Source organism: Cellulomonas chengniuliangii (genome assembly GCF_024508335.1).
Classification (GTDB): Bacteria; Actinomycetota; Actinomycetes; order Actinomycetales; family Cellulomonadaceae; genus Cellulomonas_A; species Cellulomonas_A chengniuliangii.
Genome location: NZ_CP101988.1, coordinates 3,548,016 through 3,571,554 on the forward strand (window position 1 = coordinate 3,548,016; position 23,539 = coordinate 3,571,554).

Here is a 23,539-nt window from a genome sequence, read left to right on the forward strand (position 1 = left end):
GGGATGAGCGTCATCCGCGAGCTCCGGGAGCTGCTGAGACTGCCGGGGTTCCGTCGGTTGTTCGTCGTCCGCCTGAGCAGCCAGGCCGGGGACGGCCTCTTCCAGGTGGGCCTGGCGACCCTCTTCTTCTTCAACCCCGAGCAGCAGTCGACCGCCGGGGACGTCGCGATCGCGTTCGCCGTCCTCCTGCTGCCGTTCACGATCGTCGGCCCGTGGGCCGGGGTGCTGCTCGATCTGTGGCGGCGCCGTCAGGTGCTGCTGGTGGGCAACCTGGTGCGGGCGGCCATCGCGGTGGTCATCGCCGTGCTCATGGTCACCACGGGCGTCGGCCCGGCCGTGTACGTCCTGGCCCTCCTGGCGCTGTCGGTCAACCGGTTCCTGCTGTCCGCGCTGTCCGCCTCGCTGCCGCGCGTGGTGGACGGGCCGCTGCTCCTGACGGCCAACTCGTTGACCCCGACGCTCGGCGCCGGCGCGGTGGGCGTCGGCGGGGGCATCGGACTCGGGCTCGGGCTGCTGCTCCCCGACGGCCCGGCCAGCGACGCCGCAGCCGTGGTGCTGGCCTGCGTGGTGTACACCCTGGCCGGGTGCCTGGCGCTGCGCATCGGGCGCGACGAGCTCGGCCCTGAGACGGTCGCCAGCTCGTCACGGGTGCTCGCGCGGGTGCGCCAGATGAGCCGGGACCTCGCGGACGGGGCGCGCCACCTCATCGCCCGACGCACCCCGGCGGCCGCCCTCACGGTGATGGCGACCTCGCGGTTCCTCTACGGCGTGACGTTCATCGCCAGCATCCTGATCAGCCGCAACCTGCTGGCCGACCCCCGGGACGCGGCCGCGGGCCTGGCGGTCTTCTCGCTGGTCCTCACCGCGTCGGCGGTGGGCTTCGTCCTCGCCGCGGTGCTCACGCCCGTGCTGTCGCCCCGCACCGGGCCGCACGCCTGGATCACGCTGTGCATGCTCCTCGCCGCGGCGACCCAGACGGTGCTGGCGTTCACCGTGTCCCGGGTCCCGCTGCTGCTGTGCGCCGTCGCGCTGGGGCTGGCGGCGCAGGGCGCGAAGATCGCCGTCGACACCATCGTCCAGCGGGACACAGCCGACGAGTTCCGTGGCCGCGCGTTCGCGCTCTACGACGTCTTGTACAACGCGGCGTTCGTGGGGGCCGCCGGTCTCGCGGCGCTGACGCTGAACGACACCGGCTGGTCGCGGCCCGTCTTCGCGGCCCTCGCAGTGGGCTACCTGGCCGCGGCGCTGGGCTACCGGGCCGTGACGGCGCGAGCCGTCGCCGCACGCCGCGCCGACGGGCTGGAGCCCCTCCCGCGGGCTGTTCGGACGCCGGGCGCCGAGGGCGCCTGAAGGCCCTCTCCGGGGGCGCGGTCGCCAAGGATCGTGCGTAGTCTCGCCAAGGTGAGCGAACTCTCATCTGAGGTGCTGCGAACGGCGTTGGCGGGGGTTCCGGGGGGTCCGCGCGGGATCCTTCCGCTGCCCGATGTGACCGGTGACCTGCACGCCCGGGCGGTCATCGCCAGCGACCTCTCGTTCACGATCTCCGATCCGCACTCGGCGGACGACCCCATCATCTGGGTGAACCCCGCGTTCGAGCGCGTCACCGGGTACTCCGCCACCGACATGGTCGGTCGCAACTGCCGGGTGCTGCAGGGCCCGCGCACCGACCGCACCGTCGTCGCCCGCATCCACGAGGCCCTGCAACAGGGCCACACCGTCGCGGACACGCTGCTCAACTACCGCAAGGACGGCTCCCCGTTCTGGAACCAGGTGGTGATCAGCCCTGTCTACGACGCGGACGGCCGGCTCACCCACCACGTGGGCATCCAGGCGGACGTCACCGCCCGCGTGGAGCAGGAGCGCGCCCGGGAGGCCGCCCTCGGCGAGGCTCAGGCCGCCCGCGCGCGCCTGCACCTGCTCGCGCAGGTCAGCGAGGAGCTCGCCCGCCGGCTCGACTACGACGACGCGCTCGTGGCCCTCGCCGAGATCGCCGTCTCCCGCCTGGCCACCTGGGGGTTCGTGGTCATCACCAACGAGCGGGGCCGGCTCGAGCGGCTCCACGTGGCGGCACGGCACCCGGTGCGCGCCCAGGACGCCCACGACCTCGAACAGGGCGACCCGTCCTGGCTCATGCGCTCCGCGGTCTTCGAGCTGGCGCGCACCGACGATCGCCGGTTCGACGCCCAGCCGTTCGCCATCGACGTCGAGGCCCTCGCCTCGCAGGTGCCCGGCCACCGCCTCGAGCTGCTGCGCCGCCTGGGCCTGGGCTCCGCGCTGGCCGTCCCGCTGCGCGCCCGCGACGGCTTCATCGGCGCCCTGTGCCTCATGCACGACGCCCTGGACGGGTTCACCGCCGAGGATGTGGTGACCGCCGCGCACGTCGGCCAACGGGCCGCCCTGGCGCTCGACAACGTGCGCCTCTACCTGCGCGAGCGCTCGGCCGCCCTCACCCTGCAGCACAGCCTGCTGCCCGACGTGCCCACCGTCCCCGGGCTCGACGTCGCGGCGTCCTACCTTCCGGCGCTGCACCGCGCCGAGGTGGGCGGCGACTGGTTCGACGTTCTGCCCCTGCCGGACGGCGCCATCGGCCTGGCCGTCGGAGACGTCGTGGGCCACGACCTCGGCGCGGCGGCGTCGATGGGGCAGCTGCGCTCGGTGCTCCGCTCCCACGCGTGGAGCGGCGCCCGGGCGGGCCGGGTCATCGCGCACCTCGACGAGCTGGTGCGCGGGCTCGGCATGGCCGACCTCGCCACCTGCGTGTACCTGCGGCTCGAGCCGTCGGGCGCGTCCGACCCGACCGCGGACCGGCTCACCTACTCCCGGGCCGGGCACCCGCCGCCGCTGATCCGGCTGCCCGGCGGCGAGGTCCGCCCGCTCGACCAGGCGCTCACCACGCCCGTGGGCGTCGTCAATCCCCGGTCGCCCGACCCGCAGGCCGAGGTCGAGCTGCCGCGCGGCGCGATGCTCGTGGTCTATACCGACGGGCTCATCGAGCGACGGGACCGGTCCCTCAAGGACGGCATCGACGACCTCGTGCGTGCCCTGGCCGCCGTGTCCGACGACGCGTGCGCCGCCGACGTGCGCGATCAGCTCGTCGGGAGGTTCGTCGGCGCCGAGCAGGAGGACGACGTGTGCGTCCTGGTGGTGCGCCGGCCCGTCGGGGTCAGCCCTGAGCCGCCTGACGGGCCTCCCACCAGGTGAGGAGCTCCTGACGGGCGACGTCCTCTCCGAGTGGCCCACGGTCCATCCGCAACTCGAGCAGGTGCCGGTACGCGGCCCCCACGTCGCGGCCGGGCCCGATGCCCAGCACGTCCATGATCTGCTGCCCGTCCAGGTCGGGACGGATCGAGGCCAGCTCCTCCTGCTCGCGCAGCTGGGCGATCCGCGCCTCGAGGTCGTCGTACGCGCCCGACAGCCGCTCGGCCTTGCGCCGGTTGCGAGTGGTGCAGTCGGAGCGGGTCAACCGGTGCAGGCGCTCCAGCAGCGGCCCCGCGTCCGTCACGTAGCGGCGCACCGCCGAGTCCGTCCAGCCGCCGTCGCCGTAGCCGTGGAACCGCAGGTGCAGCTCGGTCAGGCGCGAGACGGCCTGCACGGTCGCCTTGTCGAACCGCAGGGCCTTGAGCCGGCGGGCCACGAGCTTCGCGCCGACCACCTCGTGGTGGTGGAAGCTCACGCCGCCGCCGTCCTCGAACCGGCGGGTCGCGGGCTTGCCGATGTCGTGCAGCAGCGCGGCGATGCGCAGCACCAGGTCCGGGCCGGGCACCGGGCCCTCGGGTCCGGTCTCCAGGGCGATGGCCTGCTCGAGCACGGTGAGGGAGTGCTGGTAGACGTCCTTGTGCCGGTGGTGCTCGTCGATCTCGAGCCGCAGCGCGGGCAGCTCGGGCAGCACGTGCTCCGCGAGACCAGTGTCCACGAGCACCTCCAGCCCGGGGCGCGGAACAGGGGCCAGCAGCAACTTGGTGAGCTCGTCCCGCACCCGCTCCGCCGAGACGATCGAGATGCGGTCCGACATCTCCCGGATCGCGGCCAGGGCGTCCTCGTCGACGGCGAACCCGAGCTGTGCGGCGAACCGCGCGGCGCGCATCATCCGCAGCGGGTCGTCGTCGAAGGACTGGCGGGCGGCCACCGGCGTCCGCAGCCTGCGGGCGGCGAGGTCGGACAACCCGTCGAAGGGGTCCACGAACGTGAGCTCGGGCAGCCGCACCGCCATCGAGTTCACAGTGAAGTCGCGCCGCGAGAGGTCGCCCTCGAGCGAGTCGCCGAAGACGACCTCGGGCTTGCGCGACGCGGGGTCGTAGGCGTCGGTGCGGTAAGTCGTGACCTCCACGACCACGTCCTCGCCGCCGTTGCGGCGCCCGTGCCTCCGCGCGCCGATCGTGCCGAACTCCCGGCCGATGTCCCAGTGGGCGTCGCCCCATCGGGCCAGCAGCGCCTCGGTCTCGTCCGGTGACGCCGACGTCGTGAAGTCGAGGTCCGCGCTCACCCGGCCCAGGAACGCGTCGCGCACCGGCCCGCCCACCAGGGCCAGCTCGTGGCCGGCCTCACGGAACACCTCGCCGAGCTCGATCGCCGCCGGAGCGAGGTCGGCGAGGACGCTGAGAGCACGCCGCTGCAGGGCGAGGAGGGCGGTCTGATCGGTGGTCGGCACAACGTCCAAGCCTGCCAGACGTCGCTGGGCGTGAAAGCCGGATACGGAGAAGTCGTTACAGTGGCGACATGTCGAGCCCAGCGCACCCCGCGCGACCGGGTGGCGTCCCGGCGCCTCCGGGGGGACACGCGCTCCGGATCGACCCGGACGCCGTCTCCACGCGGGTGCTGCCCAACGCGCTGCCGGTGGTGGATGAGACCTCCGCCGGCGGCCTTGTCGTGCACACGGTCGACGGCGTGCTGCACGCCGCGGTCATCGCGCGCCGCAACCGCGCGGGCCGGCTCGAGTGGTGCCTGCCGAAGGGACACCTCGAGGGCGTCGAGACGCCCGAGGAGGCCGCGGTGCGGGAGATCGCCGAGGAGACCGGGATCATCGGCGAGGTCGTGCGCCGGCTGGGCGTCATCGACTACTGGTTCACCGGGGACGACCGCCGCGTGCACAAGGTCGTCCACCACTTCCTGCTCGGCGCCGTGGGCGGCGAGCTCACCGTCGAGGGGGACCCCGACGGTGAGGCGGAGGACGTCGAGTGGGTCGCCATCACCGACCTGCCCGCACGCCTCGCCTACCCGAACGAACGACGACTAGCGGAGGCCGCCCACGCGGTCCTCGTCGGCGAGGCATGAACCGTCCCCTTCTCACCATGACGTCCAGGCAGCACGCACATCAAGCGCTCCTGGCCGCCCTCGCCGTGCTCGTGGCGCTGCTCGGCGTGCTGGCGCCGGTGCTCCCGGACGGCGGGACCGCGCACGCCGCGCCCGCCGAGGGCGACCTCACCGTCGACGTGGCCGTGACCGCCGTGCAGCCCCAGGTGCTGGCCCTCGACCAGGACCTCACCGTCACCGCGGTGGTCCACAACGCCAGCGCCGAGCCCATCGAGTCCCCGCGCGCGACGCTGCGCATCAGCCGGTACCGGCTCGCCAGCAGCGAGCGGCTGTCCGCGTGGACCGAGTCGGGCCCCCGTGACGACGCCGGGAGCCCGGTGACGACGATCGAGCTGGAAGGCCCGCTCGCGCCCGGCGCGAGCGCCCAGGTGGTGCTCACCGTCCCCTCGTCCTCGATCGGGCTGCTGCGCTCGGCGTCGGCCTGGGGGCCGCGGGGGTTGTCCGTCGAGCTGAGCGACGGCTCGCGGCGGGTCGGGCTCGAGCGGACGTTCCTGCTGTGGGCGCCCTCGGACGACCCCGCCGACCTGCGCCAGGTCGCGGTCAACGTGCTGGTGCCCGTGGTGGGCGAGGGCCTGGCCTCCGAGGACCTCGACGCCCTGGAGGCCGCAGCGGCTGCCGACGACGACGCCGCGGCAGAGAGCGCTGACGCCGACGCGGCGGAGGGCGCCCACGAGACCGCGGCGCCGGACGGGGACCCCGCCGGCTCGAAGGGCGACGCGGCCGACGCCGTCGCCGGCCGCTCCTCGACCCGGTCGATCGACACGCTGACCGCCACCGGCGGGCGCCTCGACACGCTGCTGCAGGCCACGGCCGGCCAGCCGGCGGTCACCTGGGCGATCGACCCCGCGCTGCTGGACCAGGCGGCGACGGGCGGCGACGCGTCACGCGCCTGGCTGCAGCGCCTCACCACCGAGGCGGCCAGGACCGACGTGGTCGCGCTGCCCTGGTCCGACCCGGACATCGCGGCGATCGCGCACGGGCACGAGAGCCAGCTCCTGGACGTCGCGCTCGGCATCTCCTCCCCCGCCTCCACGCAGGTGCTGGGGCCCTCCCCCGACACGCTGCTGTGGCTCGCCGACACGACGCCCGACCAGGAGACCGCGGCCCTCGCCGCCCGGTCCCGCGCCGGAGCGCTCGTGGTGGGCTCGGACGTGCGCGGACCCGACGGCGACGCGCTGGTCTCGGACCCGACCACCCGGGTGGACGTGACCACCGGGCACGGGACCGCACGGCTGCTCGTGCCGAGCGCGACGCTCGACACCCTGCTCGCCACCCCCAACGACCTCCAGCCCGGCGCCACACCGGCCACCGTCGCCCAGCGAGCCCTCGCGGAGACCGCCGTCGCGGCGCGGGCCAGCACGGGCGACTCCGAGAGCCTGCTGGTCACGGCGCCGCGGGACTGGCAGCCCGACATCGCCCTGGCCCAGGCGCAGCTCAAGGCCCTGGCGTCGGCGCCATGGGTCCAGGTCGCCACCGCGACCGAGCTCGCCTCCGGGCGGGGCGAGGTCGCCACGCTGCCCGACGCGGTGAGCACCTCGACCGAGCTCTCCCCCGCCCACGTCAACGCGCTGGGCGGCGCCCGCGCCGACGTTTCGGGATTCGCCCAGGTGGTGCCCGAGCCCGCGCTGCTGCTCGACGGCCTCGACCGCCGGCTGCTCGCGCCGCTCGCCGTCGACTGGCGGTCCGACGTGGCCGGTCGCAAGTCCCTCGTCGACACGGTGCTGGCCGAGGCCCTCCAGCGGCGCAGCGGGCTCACCGTGCTGCTCAGCGAACAGGTCACCGTCGCCGCCAGCTCGAGCCAGATCCGGCTCGTGGTGCGGAACACCTTGGAGCAGCCGGCGACCGTCCGGGTCGAGATGCTGTCCCGGCAGTCCTGCCTCGCCGCGACAGGCTCGCCGGTGACCACCGTGGGCGCGGCCTCGGAGGAGGTCGTCATCGTGGACGTGCGCGCGACATCGGCGTGCGACGTGCTGGTCGACGTGGTCCTCCGCGCGGAGGACGGCACCCTCGTGTCCACGCCCGTCGCGTTCAGCGCGCGCGTGACACCCTCGATCGAGGACGTCGGGTTGAGCATCGTCGGCGCCCTGCTCGCCGTCGGCCTCGTCGCGGGCATCGTGCGCACCGTCCGCCGCGGCCAGACCGCGCACCGTGGCGCGCGGCTCGCGGCGCAGGCGGAGGCCGACGCAGCGGCAGCGGCCGCGGCCGCTGCTGAGCCGGCGCCCGTCGACCCCGCACCACACACCCAGGAGGACGCCGGTGAGCACCGCTAGCGGGTCAGCCGTGCCGCCGCACGACGCGCAGCCGCCGCAGCCGCCGGTCGACCCGGAGGCCGAGGCCTCCGTTGGGCCCGACGTGGGCGGCGGTGTCGGCGCCGTCCCCATGCCGCCCCCCGGCGACGCCACCAGCATGGGACGCTCCACCGCCCTGATGGCCTCCGGCACCCTGGTGTCGCGGATCCTCGGCCTGGTCCGCGCGGCCATGGTGGTGTGGGCCATCGGGGCCACAGGCGACGCGGCGAACGCGTTCGCCGCCGCCAACAAACTGCCCAACGTCCTGTACCTACTGATCGCCGGCGGCGTCCTCAACGCCGTGCTCGTCCCGCAGGTGGTGCGCGCCTACCGGCGGGCCGACGGGCAGCAGTACGTGGACCGGCTCCTGACCCTCGGCGCCACGATGCTGCTCGGGCTGGCGCTGCTCCTCACGCTCGCCGCGCCGCTGCTCACCACCCTGTACACGAACTTCAGCGACCCGGACGTCCAGGCGCTGACGGTGCTGTTCGCGTACTGGTGCATCCCCCAGCTGTTCTTCTACGGGCTGTACTCGCTGCTCGGGCAGGTGCTCAACGCCCGCGGGTCGTTCGGCCCGTACATGTGGGCGCCCGTGGTCAACAACCTGGTGTCAATGGCCGGGCTCCTGGTGTTCGTGCTGGTCAACGGCGCTTTCCAGAGCTCGGTGACCGACGACCCGAGCTCGTGGGGCGGCGGCCAGGTGGCCCTGCTGGCGGGTACCGCCACGCTGGGCGTCGTGGCGCAGGCGCTCGTCCTGCTCGTGCCCCTGTACCGATCGGGCTTCCGCTACCGGCCACGCTGGGGCTTCCGCGGCGTCGGGCTGCGCTCGGCGGGCCGGGTGGCGGGCTGGACGTTCGCGGCCCTCGTCGTCGGGCAGCTGGGAGTCCTCGCCGTCAGCCGGGTCACCACCCGCGCCGGCAGCCTCGACCCGGCCTACGCCGGCAACGCGCTGTGGGACTACGCGTTCCTGGTCTTCATGCTGCCGCACTCGCTGGTCACGGTGTCCCTCGCGACTGCCTTGTTCACCCGCCTCTCCGCCACGGCGGCCGCCGGCGACGTCGACGGCGTGCGCGCCGACCTCTCGCTGGGCCTGCGCACGGTCGGGCTCTTCACCGTCCTCGCGACCGCTGGCATCGGGGTGCTCGCCTACCCCATCGGGCGTGTCATGTTCCCCTCGGGCGGCGAGGACGCGTGGTCGGCGCTGGCTCCCGCCATCGTCGCGATGGTGCTGGGCCTCGTGGCCTTCGGCGCCTGGTCGCTGTGCCAGCGGGTCTTCTACGCCTACGAGGACGCGCGCTCCATGTTCCCCATGCAGGTGGGCATGGCGGTCGTCGTGGTGGGCGGCACGTACCTCGCGCAGGCGCTCCTGGACCCGTCGCGGTGGGTGGTCGGGGCTGGACTCGCGTCGAGCCTGTCCTACGTGGTGGGCGCCGTCGTCGCGCTGGCAGTCCTGCGCCGCCGGCTCCACGGGGTGGACGGGCGACGCGTGGCCGCGGTCCACGCCAAGGCCATCACCGGCGGCCTGCTGGCCGCCGGCGCGGGCCTGCTCGTGGTCGACCTGCTCGGGCCCGTCAGCGGGGTGGGCGACGCGCTGGTCATGTGCGCCGTCGGCGGGGTCGTGATCTCCCTCGTCTACGTGCTCGCGCTCAAGGTTCTCCGCGTGCGCGAGGTCGATGCCCTGGTCCAGATGGTGGTCCGGCGGGCAAGGGGTCGGCGGCGCTAAGCAGCACCGCCTAGCATGGAGCACCGGCACACGGTCGGAACAACTCGCGGGAGGCCCGGGTGGAGGACGTCGTCGGACGCGGCGCGGTACTAGCCGGGCGGTACCGGGTCTTGCAACCGATGGAGTCCGACCTCGAGGGATCGACCTCGTGGAAGGCCACGGACCAGATCCTCGACCGTGCCGTCCACGTGCGCGTCCTTGACTCCGAGAACGCCGCGCAGGCGCTCGACGCCGCTCGGCGGGCCGCGCTGGTCTCCGATCCGCGGCTCGTCCGCATCCTCGACGTGGGCAACCACGAGGGCGTCGGCTACGTCGTCACCGAACACGTGTCCGGGCCGTCGCTGGCCGAGCTCGTCGCCCGCGGCCCTCTGACATCCGACCAGGCCCGGTCGGTGGTCGGCGAGGCCGCCGCGGCCCTCGAGGTCGCCCGCCGCCGCGGGGTCCACCACCTGGCGCTGCGCCCCTCGGTGCTGCACATCACCCCCGAGGGCCGCCTGCTGATCAGCGGGCTCGCGATGGACGGAGCCCTGCTCGGCCACGGGCTGGGCGACGCCGCGGCGACCACCCGCTCCGACACCCTCGGCCTCGTGCGCCTGCTCTACACCGCCCTGACCGGCCGCTGGCCCGACGTGGACAGCGGCGTGCCGACCCCGCAGCTGCCCACGGCCCCCGTCATGGACGGCGCAGTCGTCCCCCCGGCAGACCTGACGCCCGACGTCCGCGCCGACCTCGACACGCTGTGCGCCGTGACGCTCGGCCCCCACGACGATGGCCCTCGCAGCCCCGCCGAGCTCGTGCGCGAGCTCGAGCCGTGGGGCGAGATCCGCACCGTCGGCCTGCTCGAGGCGGCGTCCGCCCCCGAGCGCACGATGCCGCAGGAGACCGTCCGCCACGACGAGTCCGCCGCCGAAGCCACCGCTCGGATGGCCGTTCCGGGCCGTGTCGAGCGGCAGTCCGTCCGCTCGGCCTTCCATGACCAGCCCACCGCGGGAAGCGGCCGCCCGGGCACTCCTCCGCCGGCGACGCCACGCGGGCGCGGAGCCTTCCCGCCCGCCGCAGGCGCGAGCGGCGCCGCGTGGGGCGCCACGACGGCCAGCCCGAACGGCGCACCCCAGCCAGGTGGGGCCCAGGCGGGTCCCACAGAGGTCCAGGGACGCGCGCCCTTGCCCGGGCTCGGCCAGGCGGCCCCGCCCCGCTCAGCGCCCTCACAGGCCGGTCCTCCTCGCGACGCGGGCATCCCGGTCGGCACGGTGCAGCGCACGGCCGCCATGCCCGCCGGAGCGGCGCCTGCCGGGCCCCGCGTCCCCCCGCCCAGCGTGCCGCCGAGCGTCCCCAGCAGCCCGTTCGACCTCGGGAGCGAAGGCCGGGACGACGAGCCCGTCACCTCCCGGAGGTTCGACCCCACCAAGCTCGTCTTGCTCGTCGTGGGAATTCTGCTGGTCCTGGGCGTGATCTTCGCCGTGACGTCGTTGTTCCGCCCTGTCGACGGAAACGACGACGGCGACGCGGCCCCGGCAGCGCCAGCGGCCACCTCGGGGACGTCTGACGACGACGCCGGGAAGGAGACGCCCTCGGCGTCCGCCCCGCCGAGCCAGGCCCCGGACTCCGGCGCGGCGCCCGTCATCGCCTCCGCGACCACCCTGGACCCGTCCGATGACGACGGGGAGTACCAGGACATCGTCGGGCGCGCGTTCGACGGGGACCCGGCGACTGTGTGGAACACCCACACGTACAACAACTCGAACTTCCTCGGCCCCCGCAAGTCGAAGGTCGGCATCGTCCTCGCCTTCGACGGCGCCGCCACCGTGAACACCGTGACGATGCAGGTCAACGGCTCCGGCGGCCAGGTCGAGGTGCGCGAGGGAACAGCGGCCGACCCGGAGTCGGGCGCCGTGCTGGCCAGCGGGGCGATGTCCCCGAGCACCGTCCTCACGCTCGACGAGCCGCTCACCACCGAGTCGATCGTCATCTGGTTCACCGAGCTCCCCACCGCGACCAGCGGTGGCTTCCGCATCGAGCTCGCCGAGATCACGCTCTCCTGAGCCCAGGCACCCCGGTCCACGCCGCGCTGGCGGGCCCGGGGAACAGATCAGACCGACCGACAGTTCTGCTGTCGACACCGAACCGCGAACGCCAAGGACGTCAAGTGACTGAGCAGCCCCTCCCGCGCGACCTGATCATCGTGGGCTCCGGCCCTGCCGGGTACACCGCAGCGATCTACGCCGCGCGCGCCGGCCTGGCGCCCCTCGTCATCGCCGGCTCCGTCACGGCGGGCGGCGCCCTGATGAACACCACCGAGGTGGAGAACTTCCCCGGATTCCCCGACGGCATCCAGGGCCCCGAGCTCATGGAGAACCTGCAGAAGCAGGCCGAGAAGTTCGGCGCCGAGATCCTCTGGGACGACGTCGTGAAGATGGACCTCACCGGCGACGTGAAGACCGTCGAGCTGGGCAGCGGCGACGTGTTCCGCGCCGTCGCGGTCATCCTGTCCACCGGCTCCGCGTACCGCGAGCTCGGCCTGCCCGACGAGAAGCGCCTCTCCGGCCGCGGTGTCTCGTGGTGCGCCACCTGCGACGGCTTCTTCTTCCGCGACCAGGACATCCTGGTGGTCGGTGGCGGCGACTCCGCCGTCGAGGAGGCCACGTTCCTCACCCGCTTCGGCAAGAGCGTCACGATCGTGCACCGCCGTGACGACCTGCGCGCCTCGAAGATCATGGCGGACCGCGCCAAGGCCAACCCGAAGATCAACTTTGCCTGGAACAGCGAGGTCGTCGCCATCCACGGGACCGAGAAGGTCACCGGCGTCACCCTCCGCGACACCGTCACCGGCGCCGAGCGCGAGGTCGGCGCCGCGGGAGTCTTCGTCGCCATCGGCCACGTGCCGCGCTCCGAGCTCGTCGTCGGCCAGGTGGACGTCGACGAGAACGGGTACATCGAGGTCGTCGGCCGCACCACCGCCACCAACCTGCCGGGCGTCTTCGCCTGCGGCGACGTGGTCGACCACACCTACCGCCAGGCCATCACCGCGGCCGGCACGGGCTGCTCGGCGGCCATCGACGCCCAGAACTACCTGGCGGCGCTCGCGCACGTCGACCCGGCCTCCCCGTCGGAGATCCCCGCCGCCCTCGTCGAGGAGGAGAAGGCCCTGTGAGCACCCTCGAGGTCACGGATGCCACGTTCCAGTCCGAGGTGCTCGACGCCGACCTGCCGGTGCTGGTCGACTTCTGGGCGCCGTGGTGCGGACCGTGCCGCATGGTCGCCCCAATCCTCGAGGAGCTGGCCGAGGAGTACGCCGGCCGCCTGAAGGTCGTGAAGCTCAACTCGGACGACAACCCCGAGGTCACGGCGCGCTACAGCGTCGTGTCGATCCCGACGCTGAACTTCTACGTCGGCGGCGAGCTGGCGCGCACGGTCATCGGTGCGCGGCCCAAGCAGGCGATCGCCAAGGAGCTCGACGAGGTGCTCGCCGAGGCCGCCACCGGCGCCTGATCGCCTCGGCGGCGCCGGCCGCGCACCTTATGGCCCACTGACCCCGCCCACCCTCGCCGCTCCGGCACACTCTGCCGGAGCGGCGCGAATGTGACGGTGCGGTGTGGGTCCGCGCGGCGCATGGACGGTGGGCGGTCGACGGCGCTGGCGCGTGCGACACTCGGAAGGTGAGCGCGAACCTGAATCCCGGCGGCTCTGCGTCGGGCACTCCCCCGCACGCCGCTGCTGCCGGCACCAGGCTCGATCCCTGGTTGTCCTCGTACGCGGACCGCACCCAGGGCATGCGCGCGTCGGAGATCCGCGCGCTGTTCGCCGTCGCCAACCGGCCTGAGGTCGTGTCGCTCGCCGGCGGCATGCCGTACCTCGAGGGCCTGCCCCTCGACGTGCTGAGCGACCTGGCGCAACGGGTCGTCGCGACGCGGGGCACCACCGCGCTGCAGTACGGCTCAGGCCAGGGCGACGAGGGCCTCCGCGAGCAGATCCTCGAGGTGATGCGCCTCGAGGGCATCTCCGCGCACCCGGACGACGTCGTGGTGACGACCGGCTCCCAACAAGCCCTCGACCTCGTGACCCGCATCTTCATCGACCCGGGCGACGTGATCGTGGCCGAGGCGCCGAGCTATGTGGGCGCCCTCGGCGTGTTCAGCGCCTACCAGGCCGACGTGGTGCACGTCCCCCTCGACGCCCACGGGCTCATCCCGGCGGCCCTCGAGGAGACCCTGACCGCGCTCGCCCGGGAGGGCCGCCGAGTCAAGCTGCTCTACACCGTGCCCAACTTCCACAACCCGGCCGGGGTCACGCTCTCCGCCGAGCGACGGCCCCAGATCCTGGAGATCGCCCGTCGCCACGGGGTCCTGGTCCTCGAGGACAACCCCTACGGGCTCCTCGGGTTCGACGGCGACCCGATCCCCGCACTGCGCGCCTCCGACGACGAGGGCGTCGTCTATCTCGGCTCCTTCTCCAAGACGTTCGCCCCCGGCTACCGGGTCGGCTGGGCCGTGGCGCCGCACGCCGTCCGCGAGAAGCTGGTCCTCGCGAGCGAGTCCGCGATCCTCTGCCCCTCCAACGCGTCCCAGCTCGCGATCTCCGCCTACCTCGCCACATGCGACTGGAAGGGCCAGGTCAAGGCTTTCCGGGAGCTGTACCGCGAACGGCGGGACGCGATGATCGGCGCCCTCTCCGAGCATCTGCCCGACGCTACGTGGACGGTCCCCAACGGCGGCTTCTACACCTGGGTCAAGCTCCCTGAGGGCCTCGACGCGAAGGCGATGCTGCCGCGGGCCGTGACGGCGCGTGTCGCGTACGTCCCCGGAACGGCGTTCTACGCTGACGGCCAGGGATCCGACCACATGCGGCTCTCGTACTGCTTCCCCACACCCGAGCGGATCCGCGAAGGTGTCCGCAGGCTCGCCGGCGTCGTCGCCGGTGAGAGCGAGCTCGTCTCGTTGTTCGGCACCGGGAACGGCGCCGTCAGCCAGACGATCCAAGCTCCCGGGCCCGACCTCACCTGATCGCCTGATCCACCCGAGCATCCCCCGGCTCGAGCACATCGAGCATCGACCTGGCAGAACCCGGAGCCCCCGACGCCGTGAACGACACCACCAGCGCCTCCCCCGTGCGCGTCATCATCCTTGCCGGCGGTCTCTCCCACGAGCGGGACGTCTCGCTGCGGTCGGGTCGCCGGGTCGCCGACGCCCTGCGCGCCTCAGGCGCCGAGGTCACAGTGCACGACGTCGACGCCGATCTCGTGCCCGCGCTGCGCGAGACCGCCCCCGACATCGTGTGGCCGTTGCTGCACGGAGCGAGCGGAGAGGACGGTTCCGTGCGGGACGTCCTCGAGCTGCTCGGCATGCGGTGCCTGGGGACCGGTCCCCGGTCGAGCAGGGTGGCGTGGAGCAAGCCGATCGCGAAGACGGTCGTGGCCCGGGAGGGCATCGACACCCCGGACTTCGTCACGCTGCCCCAGAGCCTCTTCCGGGAGCTCGGCGCCAACCGCGTGCTCGACGCGATCATCGACAGGCTCGGCCTTCCGCTGGTGGTCAAGCCGGCCACCGGTGGGTCTGCCCTGGGGGTGTCCCTGGTGCGCGACGCCGCCGAACTGCCCCGGGCGATGGTGGACTGCTTCGCCTACGGCGACACCGCCCTCGTCGAGAAGGCAGTGAGCGGGACCGAAGTGGCCGTCAGCGTCATCGACGTGGGTGAGGGCCCTGTCGCCCTCCCCGCCGTGGAGATCGTCACGGACGGCCCTTACGACTACGACGCCCGCTACAACCCCGGCCGCACGGAGTACTTCACTCCTGCGCGCCTCTCCCCCGAGCTCGCCGCGCGCGCAGGCGAGGTGGCCGTCGCCGCCCACCGGGCGCTCGGCCTCGCGCACCTGTCCCGCACCGATCTCATCGTCGGCGACGACGGCGTCGTCTACTTCCTCGAGGTCAACGTCGCCCCGGGCATGACCGAGACGTCGCTGTTCCCTCAGGCTGCCGAAGCCGCAGGTCACGAGCTCAGCGCCCTGTACCGCTCCCTGGTGGAAGCCGCCCGCACGGCCTGAGCTGCCGCCCGCGTCACCGCTCGCGGGCGCCTCTGTTAATCCCCGTGTTCCACGTGAAACGGCCAGCCGGTTATCCGGCTGGCCGTTTCACGTGGAACACGGGATCTCGAGGTAACCCGAGCCGCTGCTGGCAGTCAGGACTTCAAGAAGCCCGGCTCCTCGGGGGCGAGGCTCTCCAGGATGCGGTTCAGATCCTGCACCGAGGCGAACTCCACCGTCAGGCGTCCGCGCGACTTCCCCAGGTTGATCTTCACGCGGGTGTCGAGCCGGTCAGACAGGCGGGACGCGAGCTCGTCCAGCGCCTCGTTCCGCTCCCCCGCCCGAGGCTTGCGACGCGTCGGGGCCTCCTCGCCGCCGAGGGAGACGATCTCCTCGACAGCACGGACCGACAGTCCTTCCGAGACGATCCGCTGGGCGAGCCTCTCGATCGCCGCGCCGTCGGTCAGACCGAGCAGGGCGCGAGCGTGTCCGGCGGACAGCACACCGGCCGCCACACGCCGCTGCACCAGCGGCGGCAGCCGCAGCAGGCGGAGTGTGTTGGAGATCTGCGGCCGCGATCGGTGGATGCGGGTCGCGAGCTCCTCGTGCGTGCAGCCGAAGTCGTCGAGGAGCTGACGGTAGGCCGCCGCCTCCTCGAGCGGGTTCAGCTCGGACCGGTGCAGGTTCTCGAGCAGCGCGTCGCGGAGCAGGTCGCTGTCCTCGGTGTCCCGGATGATCGCGGGGATCACGTCGAGCCCCGCGGCCTGCGTCGCGCGCCAGCGACGCTCGCCCATGATCAGCTCGTAGCCATCGGCGCCGTCAGGCCGCACCACGATCGGCTGCAGCACTCCGATCTCGCGGATGGAGCCCACGAGCTCGTCGAGTGCGTCTTCCTCGAAGACCGTTCGCGGCTGCCGCGGGTTGGGACGGATCGACGTCACGGGGAGTTCCGCGAACCGTGCGCCCGGCACCGCGAGCAGGCCGTCATCACCCGATGACGTGCTGCCACCCGCAGCGGCGGTCGATGTTGCAGCGGCGGCTCCGTTGAGCCGCTCCCCCGTGGACGATCCCTCGCTGGCAGCGCGCGGGACATCGGCGCCCTCAGCCTGGCTGACCGACGCCTCCTCCACCGAGGCGCCGTCCACCACCTCGGCAGGGACGATCTCCGACGTCTCCATCACGGAGATGCTGACCACAGCGCTCTCCGTGACCCCGTCCGTCTTTCCGGGAGCCAGAGCCTTGGGCTGCGAGTCAGGCCGCGTCGTGGCGTCTGGCGCCGCATCTACCGAGGTTTCACGTGGAACACCATCGCGCTCCACCGCCTCCGCGCGCTCCCGTGTCTCCTTGCGGTTGTCCGGGAAGAAGACGTCGACGGGACGTTGGCCCTCCGGGGAACGCGGCCCGTCGAGGCCGGTGGGGATCAGTGCCCCGAGACCACGCCCGAGACCTCGACGCTTCTCGCTCACAACTCCTCCTGGTGCTGGGGGGCGGCGCCGGCGTCATCGCCGAGACCGTTCGATGCTGGGGTGGGGTTGCTGCTGTGCGCCGACGCCATGGCCTCCGCTGCCTGCCAGGCCCGCGCCGCCGTGGAGGGCACCGCTCTCCCGGCTGCTGTCTCCGCACGCTCGGCGAGCTCGCGCGCAGCCTCGAGGTACGCCAGGGCTCCCGAGGAGCCGGCGTCGTACGTCATGACCGTCTGGCCGTAGCTCGGCGCCTCCGAGATGCGCACGGAGCGCGGGACGGCCGTCCGGAGCGTGACGTCCGGGAAGTGCTCGCGGACCTCCTGGGCCACCTGCTGAGCAAGGTTCGTCCGCGCGTCGTACATGGTCAACAAGATCGTGGACACGTGAAGCTGCGGATTGAGGTGCGCCTGGATGAGCTGAATGGTCTTGAGGAGCTGCGTCAGCCCTTCCAGCGCGTAGTACTCGCACTGGATCGGGATCAGCACCTCGCGGGCGACCACGAACGCGTTGACGGTGAGCAGGCCCAGGCTCGGAGGGCAGTCCACGAAGACGTAGTCGATGGGCTCCTGGCCCGCGGCGATGCGCCCTTCGAGGTACTGGTCCAGCGCCGTCCGCAGTCTCGTCTCCCGAGCCACCATCGACACCAGCTCGATCTCGGCTCCGGACAGGTCGATCGTCGCCGGCAAGCACCAAAGGTTCGGAGTGTCCGGGCTCTGCTGGACCGCGTCCGCCATCGGGGCGCCCTCGACCAGCACCTCGTAGATCGACGGCGTGCCTGCCCGGTGGTCGACGCCGAGAGCAGTGGACGCGTTCCCCTGGGGATCGTTGTCCAGCACCAGCACGTTCAGCCCGGCTTGTGCGAGCGCGGCTGCCATGTTCACCGTGGTGGTCGTCTTGCCGACGCCACCCTTCTGGTTCGCGACGGTGATCACGCGAGTCTTGGCCGGTCGTGGGAACTTGCGTCCACGGAGCTCGATGCGCCGACGCGCATCCTCCTGGATCTGGGCCATCAGTGGTGTGTCCTCATCTGCGTCCGGCAGGCTCTCGACGAGCGCCGCACGCCTCTCTTCATCGGAGTCGGTGGGGTGGGCTGGCGCATCTGCCGAGGCTTCCGGGCCGCTGCCCTCCGCGCTCTGACCTGCATGAACACCATTATCGACGACACCGGCCCGCGAACTGGGCCGTGTCGAGGCATATTTGTCCGCGGCCTCGGCCGCTTCCCGCGCGGCGTCCGCGACCAGTGGTGGAAGGGCGACGGGCTCGCTCTCGCGCCGCTGCGGCTGGGGGCCGTGACTGCCCGACTCATCATCGCGGCCATCGCCCAACGGGTGCATGGTGGAAGGGCTGAGCACGTCGAACTCCGGCACCGCGTTCACGTCTCCGGAGGAGCTGTCCAGGCCAGCCGCATCTGTGGCTACCCCGTGCTCGTCTCCGCCGTGCTCGTCTCCCCCGCGCTCATCCTCGTGGGCGATCGAGCCGGCTTCCCTCGTGAGGGCATCGCCGTTGTCAGCCCTCCGCGACACGTCGGCGTCGTCGCCTGTTTCACGTGGAACGTCGGCCACACCATCCCCGTCGGTCTCAGCCGACATCGAATCTGCGGCGGGGAGTTCGCGGCCGCTGTTGACGGGTGACCAGACGAGAGGCCGACTCTGCGCGACCGCAGAACGGGACGGCGCCGACCACGGGGCCTCTGGGGCAGCAGCCGCAGCGGGCGGTGTGGTGGCGCCCTCCGCGGGGTTCTCCCTGTGCCGAGCAGACGGCTGGGATCCGTTTGCGGCAGCGCCCCACGGATCGACGCCTGTGCGATGCTCCTCGGTGGCCGACCAGGCGGCGACGATGGAGCCGTCGGGAGTCGTTTCACGTGAAACGAGATGCTCTGACGCGCTAGGTATCGCGACGCGCGGCTCGGTGACGCTGTGGGCGGCAGCCGTGGCGGCGTCCGCCAGGCTCCCGTACGCGTCGCCCTGGGCGAGCAGTGGATCCTGCTCGGTCGTCAGTCCCGCGGAGATCGTCCCCGCGCCCGGCGGACCTGCCACTTGCTGTCCGCCATCGTGAGCTGTTGCCGCCTCACGGATTGTCGAGACCCGCGTGACATCGGAACCGCCCTGCGGGCTCGCGCCAGTACCAGTGGCGCCGTCGTGGCCGCCACCAGCATCGCGGCCGCCACCAGCATCATGGCCGCCACCAGCATCATGGCCGCCAGCAGCGTCGTGGCCTTTGGCGGCAGGGGTCGGCGCGCCCTCTGACTCGGCTGCGGGCGTGGGCGACCACGCAGAGCGGGGCAGGCCCGTCGAGACGGGGCGCTCCTCCGCTGCCTGCTTGCGCTTCTTCTTCCTACCGAACACCGCGCTCAGCCTCTCGAACGACGCGGACAACCGTCGTCTGCTCGGCTCCGTCGATCGTGGACGCACTGATGACCTCCGCGGGACCGCCGCCGAGCTTCTTCGCCCAGCGCGCGCCAGCCTCCACCTCGTCCTGGGCTCGGGCTCCCTTCAGGGCAACGAGCACGCCACCCTTCCCCAACAAGGGCAGTGCCCACCGGTACAGGCGGTCGAGCGGCGCCACCGCACGCGCGGTGACAGCGTCAGCGCGGAGCTCCCCGTGCAGGTCCTCGGCCCGTCCGCGTGTGACGACGGCATTGGACAGGCCGAGTGTCTCGACGACCTCGTTCAACCAGTCGATCCGGCGCTCCATCGGCTCGAGCAGCACGACCTCGGCCTCTGGCCGGAGAGCCGCGACGACCACGCCGGGCAGGCCGGCGCCCGAGCCGATGTCGACAATCCTGCCGGTGACCGGGAGGAACGGGACGACCGCGGCCGAGTTGAGCAGGTGCCGCTCCCACAGCCGGGGGACCTCCCGAGGCCCCACCAGGCCTCGCAGCACTCCCTCATCGGTCAGCAGGCGGTGGAACGCTTCGACCTGGGGCCATGCCGCACCGAAGTACTCGACCAGGCGCTCATCGTCCTGCCAGGGATCGGCCTCCGTCTGCACCGAATCGTTCTCGTCGCTCGACACGCTGGTCTCCTCCTCGTGCCACCCGCGATGTCGGGAAACCGACCGCTATCCGTTCACGCTCCAGCGGTCGCGCTGCACATCTCTTCTGTCCACTCACCGGTAGGCGATCGCCCCCGACGTTCATCGACCGACACTGGTGAGCCCGACGGATGCCCGCAGCGGCGCACGCCCGCTCCCAGCGGCGGCGGCCCTACCGTACCGTGCGGCCGATACCCGCCGCTGATGCCACACCGACGCCACATCGCTCCCGTGTTTCACGTGAAACGCGGACCCTGGCCGCGTGCGGCGTTCCACGCCCACGGATGCGATTCCTGTGCGCGGCGTGCGGCGGCTAGGACCGAGCTGCCCGACTGCCCGCGAGTACCACCGCGTGAAGAGGCCTCCACAATCGGGCGGATCCCGGATCCGCCGCGAACGGCGATCCTCGGCCGGCCTTCCCCTCCCCCGCCAACCCCGCAGACCGCCCTGGGGAAGGCGCGCGACTCCAGGCATCGTCCCATCGAGGCATCACCGCCTCTCCCCTGGCATGCGTATGCGTTCCCCCGCCACGCCCACCGCACGGGAGCCGCCCGGGAGTCGCAGAGAGCAGTCGGCAGACACGCACGCCGCGCTCTTCAAACGTCTCTCGCGACGACTCCCGGGGGTGACGCGCGTAGCCGGACCGCCCGCCTGCTCATCACAGCGGCCGCTCATCAGAGCGCCCCCCCATCGCACTGCCCGCCCATCGCACTGCTCCGCAACTGACGCCGCCACGCCCGAGGCGCGCCGGACGCCTGTGGATGACCCGTGTGGCTCTCGGCGCTGCCCAGCGCGATCAACGGCAGTCACGCGCTCACACCCGCACACCACGCACCACCCAGCCCTCCGGCATGCGTCCCGCGCCGCATCCCGCGGTTTCACGTGAAACGACGGACGGCCGGCCCTCCCGGGCCGACCGTCCGTCGTCTCTGTCTGGGCTGGGGTGGCCCGGCGCTCTGCTAAGCGGAGCGGATGACCACGTGCCGCGACGGCTCGACGCCGTCCGAGTCACTGACGAGACCAGCCGCAGCGACAGCGTCATGCACGACCTTGCGCTCAAAGGGGTTCATCGCGTCGAGAGCCACGTCCGCACCGGATGCCTTGACGCGCGCGATCGCCTCGTTCGCAATGGCAATGAGCTCGAGCCGGCGGCCTGCACGGAACCCGGCGATGTCGAGCATCAGCCGGCTCCGCTCACCCGTCTTTGCCTGCACGGCCAGTCGGGTCAGCTCCTGCAGGGCGTCCAGCACCTCACCGTCGCGCCCAACGAGGCGACGCAGCGTCCGCTCCGAGCCCTCCTCGCCGATGATCTCGACAGCCGCGCGCCCGTGATCCACATCGATGTCGATGTCGCCGTCGAGGTCGGCGATGTCGAGCAACTCCTCGAGGTAGTCAGCGGCGATCTCGCCCTCTTCTTCGAGGCGCGTGGTGGGGCTCACTTCTGCAGGCGCAGGAGGTGTTTCAGATGACGTCATCAGGGCTCCTCGTGAGTCGGCTGGGCGCCGGGGTGAGCGTTACTTCGTGGGCTTCTTCTTGGGGGACTGCTTCGGGCGTGCGGTCGCCGGCTTCTGACGGGCCGCCGCGGGCTTCCCACCTGTGGCCGGCTTAGCCTTGCCCGATCCCGCCGTGCCCGACGGCTTCGCACGCGGAGCGGTCGGCGGCTTCGGCGCCGCGGCCTCCCCATCGCTCTCCTCCGCCGCGGGCGCGACCGACGAGCCGGTGGCGGATCCGTCGACGGGGCGAGGCTTCGCACGGTCCTTGCGCTTCGGCTGAGGACGCTGCCCGCGAGGCTTCTCCTCGATGACGGGCTTCTCCTCCTCGATCGTGATGCCCTTCGCGGCTGCCTTGCGGGCCTTGCGGTCCTTGAGCGCCTTCTCGGCAGCGGATCCCGGAGCCGGCATACGACGGATCGTGTAGAACTGCTGGCCCATCGACCACACGTTCGTCGTGGTCCAGTAGACGAGCACACCGATCGGGAAGTTGACACCCGAGATCGCGAAGATGACCGGCAGCGCGTACAGCATCATCTTCTGCTGCTGGGCCATCGGGCCCTGCAGCGCCGACGGCGGCATGTTCTTCATGGTGAGCTGGCGCTGCGTGAAGAACGTGGTGGCCGACATCGCGACAATCAGGATGACGGTGACGATCTTGATGTTCGCGTCAGCGCCCGGCTGCAGGAAGTACCCGGAGAGCGGCGCCCCGAAGATGGTCGCCGCCTCGAACTCCTTGGCCACCTCAGCGGTGATGGGGCCGATGTTGGCGCTGCGCTCGTAGCTGCCGTCCGCGATCAAGGGCATCGAGTAGAGCACTCGGAAGAGCGCGAAGAAGATCGGCGACTGCAGCAGGATCGGCAGGCAGGAGGCGAAGGGGTTCGTCCCGTGCTTCTTGTAGAGCGCCATGGTCTCGCGGCTCATGGCCTCACGAGAAGCGGGGTCCTGCTTGTTCTTGTACTTCTTCTGGATCGCCTGCATCTCGGGCGCCAGCAACTGCATGCCGCGTGAGGCCTTGATCTGCTTGAAGAAGAGCGGGATCAGCAGGATCCGGATCACGATCACAAGGCCGACGATGGACAGCGTCCACGCGACGCCGCCCGTGGATTCGAGCCCCAACCAGGTCAGCGCCTTGTGGAACTGGACCATGATCCAAGCAACCACGACCATGATCGGCCATAGCAGACCGTCGAACCACGACATGTGGCAGAGCTCCTCGGTGGGGGGTCAGGACGTGGACGAGGCCACGTGCGTCAGGCGGTGTCTATGGGGACGTGCAGGGGGCACGTCATCGATCCCGCCAGCGCTCCAGGGATTGCAGCGGAGCAGGCGCCAGCCGGCGAGCAGGACGCCCCGGAGGGCCCCGTGGCGCTGGATGGCGATCACGGCGTACTGCGAGCACGACGGGTAGTACCGGCACGTCGGTCCGGTCATCGGTGAGATGTAGAGCTGGTATCCGCGCAGCACGAGCAGCAGCGCCCGTCGTGGCAGAGAGGCGACGAGGCGGAGGACGCGGATCAGCGTCTGGCGCGTCATCGGGCCCTCATCCCCTCGTTCCGGCGCTTGCTGCGGCTCCGGGCGACGTCCAGCGCCGAGTCGAGGTCGGAGCCGAGCGCCGCGTACTCCCGGGTCGCCGCTGGGGCCAAGGCACGGACGACGATGCCGCTGTCGGCCGGGATGGCGCCGAGCCGATCCCGCACGAGGGCACGCAGGCGCCGCTTCACACGGTTGCGGACCACGGCGTTCCCCACCCCCTTGGACACGACGAAACCGACCACCGGACCAGGTCCGGGGTCGGTTCGAGTCACGAGGTGAACCACCAGCGACTCCCGTCCACCGCGCGCACCGCGACGCACCGCCTGCTCGAATTCCGCAGGGCGGCGCATCCGGTGCGCAGCGGGCAGCACCGGATGTGGGTCAGGCCGAGAGCTCGGTGCGACCCTTGCGCCGGCGGGCAGCGAGGATCGCACGGCCTGCACGCGTGCGCATGCGCAGACGGAAGCCGTGGGTCTTGGCACGACGCCGGTTGTTCGGCTGGAAGGTGCGCTTGCTCACGAGGATCTCCAAGTACTTCGGGGCAACGGCCTCGCACGTTCTCGCGCGCGGCCAGGTAGGTGTGCCTAGCTCGACTGCTCCGTGTTCGACGCAGTTTCGCGTCCGGCGTCAAGGCACGCCAGCAGGAGCCATCAGGAAGGGCTGCCCAACACTACGCCGGG

Annotated in this window: 19 protein-coding genes; 10 read left to right on the forward strand and 9 right to left on the reverse strand. The window is 72.2% G+C overall.

Features of this window, described 5'->3' with window-relative positions; genetic code table 11:
* Positions 1-3 precede the first annotated feature (3 nt).
* Together NP064_RS16520 and NP064_RS16525 are read left to right on the forward strand one after the other, a co-directional pair.
* Entirely contained in the window at positions 4-1,350 is a 1,347-nt protein-coding gene (locus NP064_RS16520; protein WP_227568581.1) for an MFS transporter, read from the forward strand.
* A 51-nt stretch (positions 1,351-1,401) separates the two neighbouring features.
* Complete coding sequence (locus NP064_RS16525) at positions 1,402-3,201, forward strand: SpoIIE family protein phosphatase (protein WP_227568580.1); 1,800 nt, start codon at positions 1,402-1,404, stop codon at positions 3,199-3,201.
* On the opposite strand, the gene NP064_RS16530 is transcribed toward NP064_RS16525, so the two are convergent.
* Complete coding sequence (locus tag NP064_RS16530) at positions 3,164-4,648, reverse strand: CCA tRNA nucleotidyltransferase (RefSeq protein WP_227568579.1); 1,485 nt, start codon at positions 4,646-4,648, stop codon at positions 3,164-3,166. The two genes, NP064_RS16525 and NP064_RS16530, sit on opposite strands and share 38 nt — an antisense overlap.
* Before the next feature lie 68 nt (positions 4,649-4,716).
* Here NP064_RS16530 and NP064_RS16535 point away from each other — a divergent pair, with 68 nt between their 5' ends.
* The 8 genes from NP064_RS16535 to NP064_RS16570 all read left to right on the forward strand — a co-directional run bounded on the left by NP064_RS16535 (position 4,717) and on the right by NP064_RS16570 (position 15,358).
* Positions 4,717-5,271: an NUDIX hydrolase gene (locus tag NP064_RS16535; RefSeq protein WP_227568578.1), complete on the forward strand. Its 555-nt coding sequence runs from the start codon at positions 4,717-4,719 to the stop codon at positions 5,269-5,271.
* Positions 5,272-5,288: 17 nt separating this feature from the next.
* Positions 5,289-7,580, forward strand: a complete 2,292-nt coding sequence (locus tag NP064_RS16540; RefSeq protein ID WP_227568577.1) for a DUF6049 family protein — start codon at positions 5,289-5,291, stop codon at positions 7,578-7,580.
* A complete protein-coding gene (murJ, locus tag NP064_RS16545) occupies positions 7,567-9,321 on the forward strand; it encodes a murein biosynthesis integral membrane protein MurJ (RefSeq protein WP_227568576.1) in 1,755 nt (584 codons plus the stop codon). Before NP064_RS16540 ends, murJ begins: the two co-directional genes overlap by 14 nt.
* A gap of 119 nt (positions 9,322-9,440) precedes the next feature.
* Entirely contained in the window at positions 9,441-11,363 is a 1,923-nt protein-coding gene (locus NP064_RS16550) for a protein kinase family protein (protein WP_227568575.1), read from the forward strand.
* 104 nt (positions 11,364-11,467) lie between these two features.
* On the forward strand, positions 11,468-12,472 hold the full coding sequence (trxB, locus tag NP064_RS16555; protein ID WP_227568574.1) for a thioredoxin-disulfide reductase: 1,005 nt from the start codon (positions 11,468-11,470) through the stop codon (positions 12,470-12,472).
* Complete coding sequence (trxA, locus tag NP064_RS16560) at positions 12,469-12,810, forward strand: thioredoxin (RefSeq protein ID WP_227568573.1); 342 nt, start codon at positions 12,469-12,471, stop codon at positions 12,808-12,810. The genes trxB and trxA overlap by 4 nt, the downstream gene beginning before the upstream one ends.
* 179 nt (positions 12,811-12,989) lie before the next feature.
* Positions 12,990-14,321, forward strand: coding sequence for an aminotransferase-like domain-containing protein (locus NP064_RS16565; protein WP_255623647.1), 1,332 nt, complete (start codon positions 12,990-12,992; stop codon positions 14,319-14,321).
* Between the two features lie 77 nt (positions 14,322-14,398).
* Positions 14,399-15,358, forward strand: a complete 960-nt coding sequence (locus tag NP064_RS16570) for a D-alanine--D-alanine ligase family protein (protein WP_227568571.1) — start codon at positions 14,399-14,401, stop codon at positions 15,356-15,358.
* A gap of 134 nt (positions 15,359-15,492) precedes the next feature.
* Here NP064_RS16570 and NP064_RS16575 read toward each other — a convergent pair whose 3' ends face one another.
* The 8 genes from NP064_RS16575 to rpmH form a co-directional block, all read right to left on the reverse strand.
* On the reverse strand, positions 15,493-16,803 hold the full coding sequence (locus tag NP064_RS16575) for a ParB/RepB/Spo0J family partition protein (RefSeq protein ID WP_227568570.1): 1,311 nt from the start codon (positions 16,801-16,803) through the stop codon (positions 15,493-15,495).
* Positions 16,800-18,836 carry a ParA family protein gene (locus tag NP064_RS16790; RefSeq protein ID WP_431355870.1) on the reverse strand — a complete coding sequence of 679 codons (2,037 nt, stop codon included), beginning with the start codon at positions 18,834-18,836 and terminating at the stop codon, positions 16,800-16,802. The genes NP064_RS16575 and NP064_RS16790 overlap by 4 nt, the downstream gene beginning before the upstream one ends.
* A gap of 298 nt (positions 18,837-19,134) precedes the next feature.
* Entirely contained in the window at positions 19,135-19,815 is a 681-nt protein-coding gene (rsmG, locus tag NP064_RS16585) for a 16S rRNA (guanine(527)-N(7))-methyltransferase RsmG (RefSeq protein ID WP_227568567.1), read from the reverse strand.
* A gap of 977 nt (positions 19,816-20,792) precedes the next feature.
* Positions 20,793-21,308 (reverse strand): Jag family protein, encoded by a 516-nt coding sequence (locus tag NP064_RS16590; RefSeq protein WP_227568566.1) that lies wholly within the window; start codon positions 21,306-21,308, stop codon positions 20,793-20,795.
* 39 nt (positions 21,309-21,347) lie between these two features.
* On the reverse strand, positions 21,348-22,526 hold the full coding sequence (gene yidC / locus NP064_RS16595) for a membrane protein insertase YidC (protein WP_227568564.1): 1,179 nt from the start codon (positions 22,524-22,526) through the stop codon (positions 21,348-21,350).
* Positions 22,527-22,550: 24 nt separating this feature from the next.
* Positions 22,551-22,859 (reverse strand): membrane protein insertion efficiency factor YidD, encoded by a 309-nt coding sequence (gene yidD, locus NP064_RS16600; protein WP_227568563.1) that lies wholly within the window; start codon positions 22,857-22,859, stop codon positions 22,551-22,553.
* Positions 22,856-23,302, reverse strand: a complete 447-nt coding sequence (gene rnpA / locus NP064_RS16605) for a ribonuclease P protein component (protein WP_348519197.1) — start codon at positions 23,300-23,302, stop codon at positions 22,856-22,858. The genes yidD and rnpA overlap by 4 nt, the downstream gene beginning before the upstream one ends.
* The gene (rpmH, locus tag NP064_RS16610; protein ID WP_034225701.1) at positions 23,241-23,378 is read right to left on the reverse strand and encodes a 50S ribosomal protein L34; all 138 of its coding nucleotides are present in this window, start codon (positions 23,376-23,378) and stop codon (positions 23,241-23,243) included. Before rpmH ends, rnpA begins: the two co-directional genes overlap by 62 nt.
* Positions 23,379-23,539: the final 161 nt, after the last annotated feature.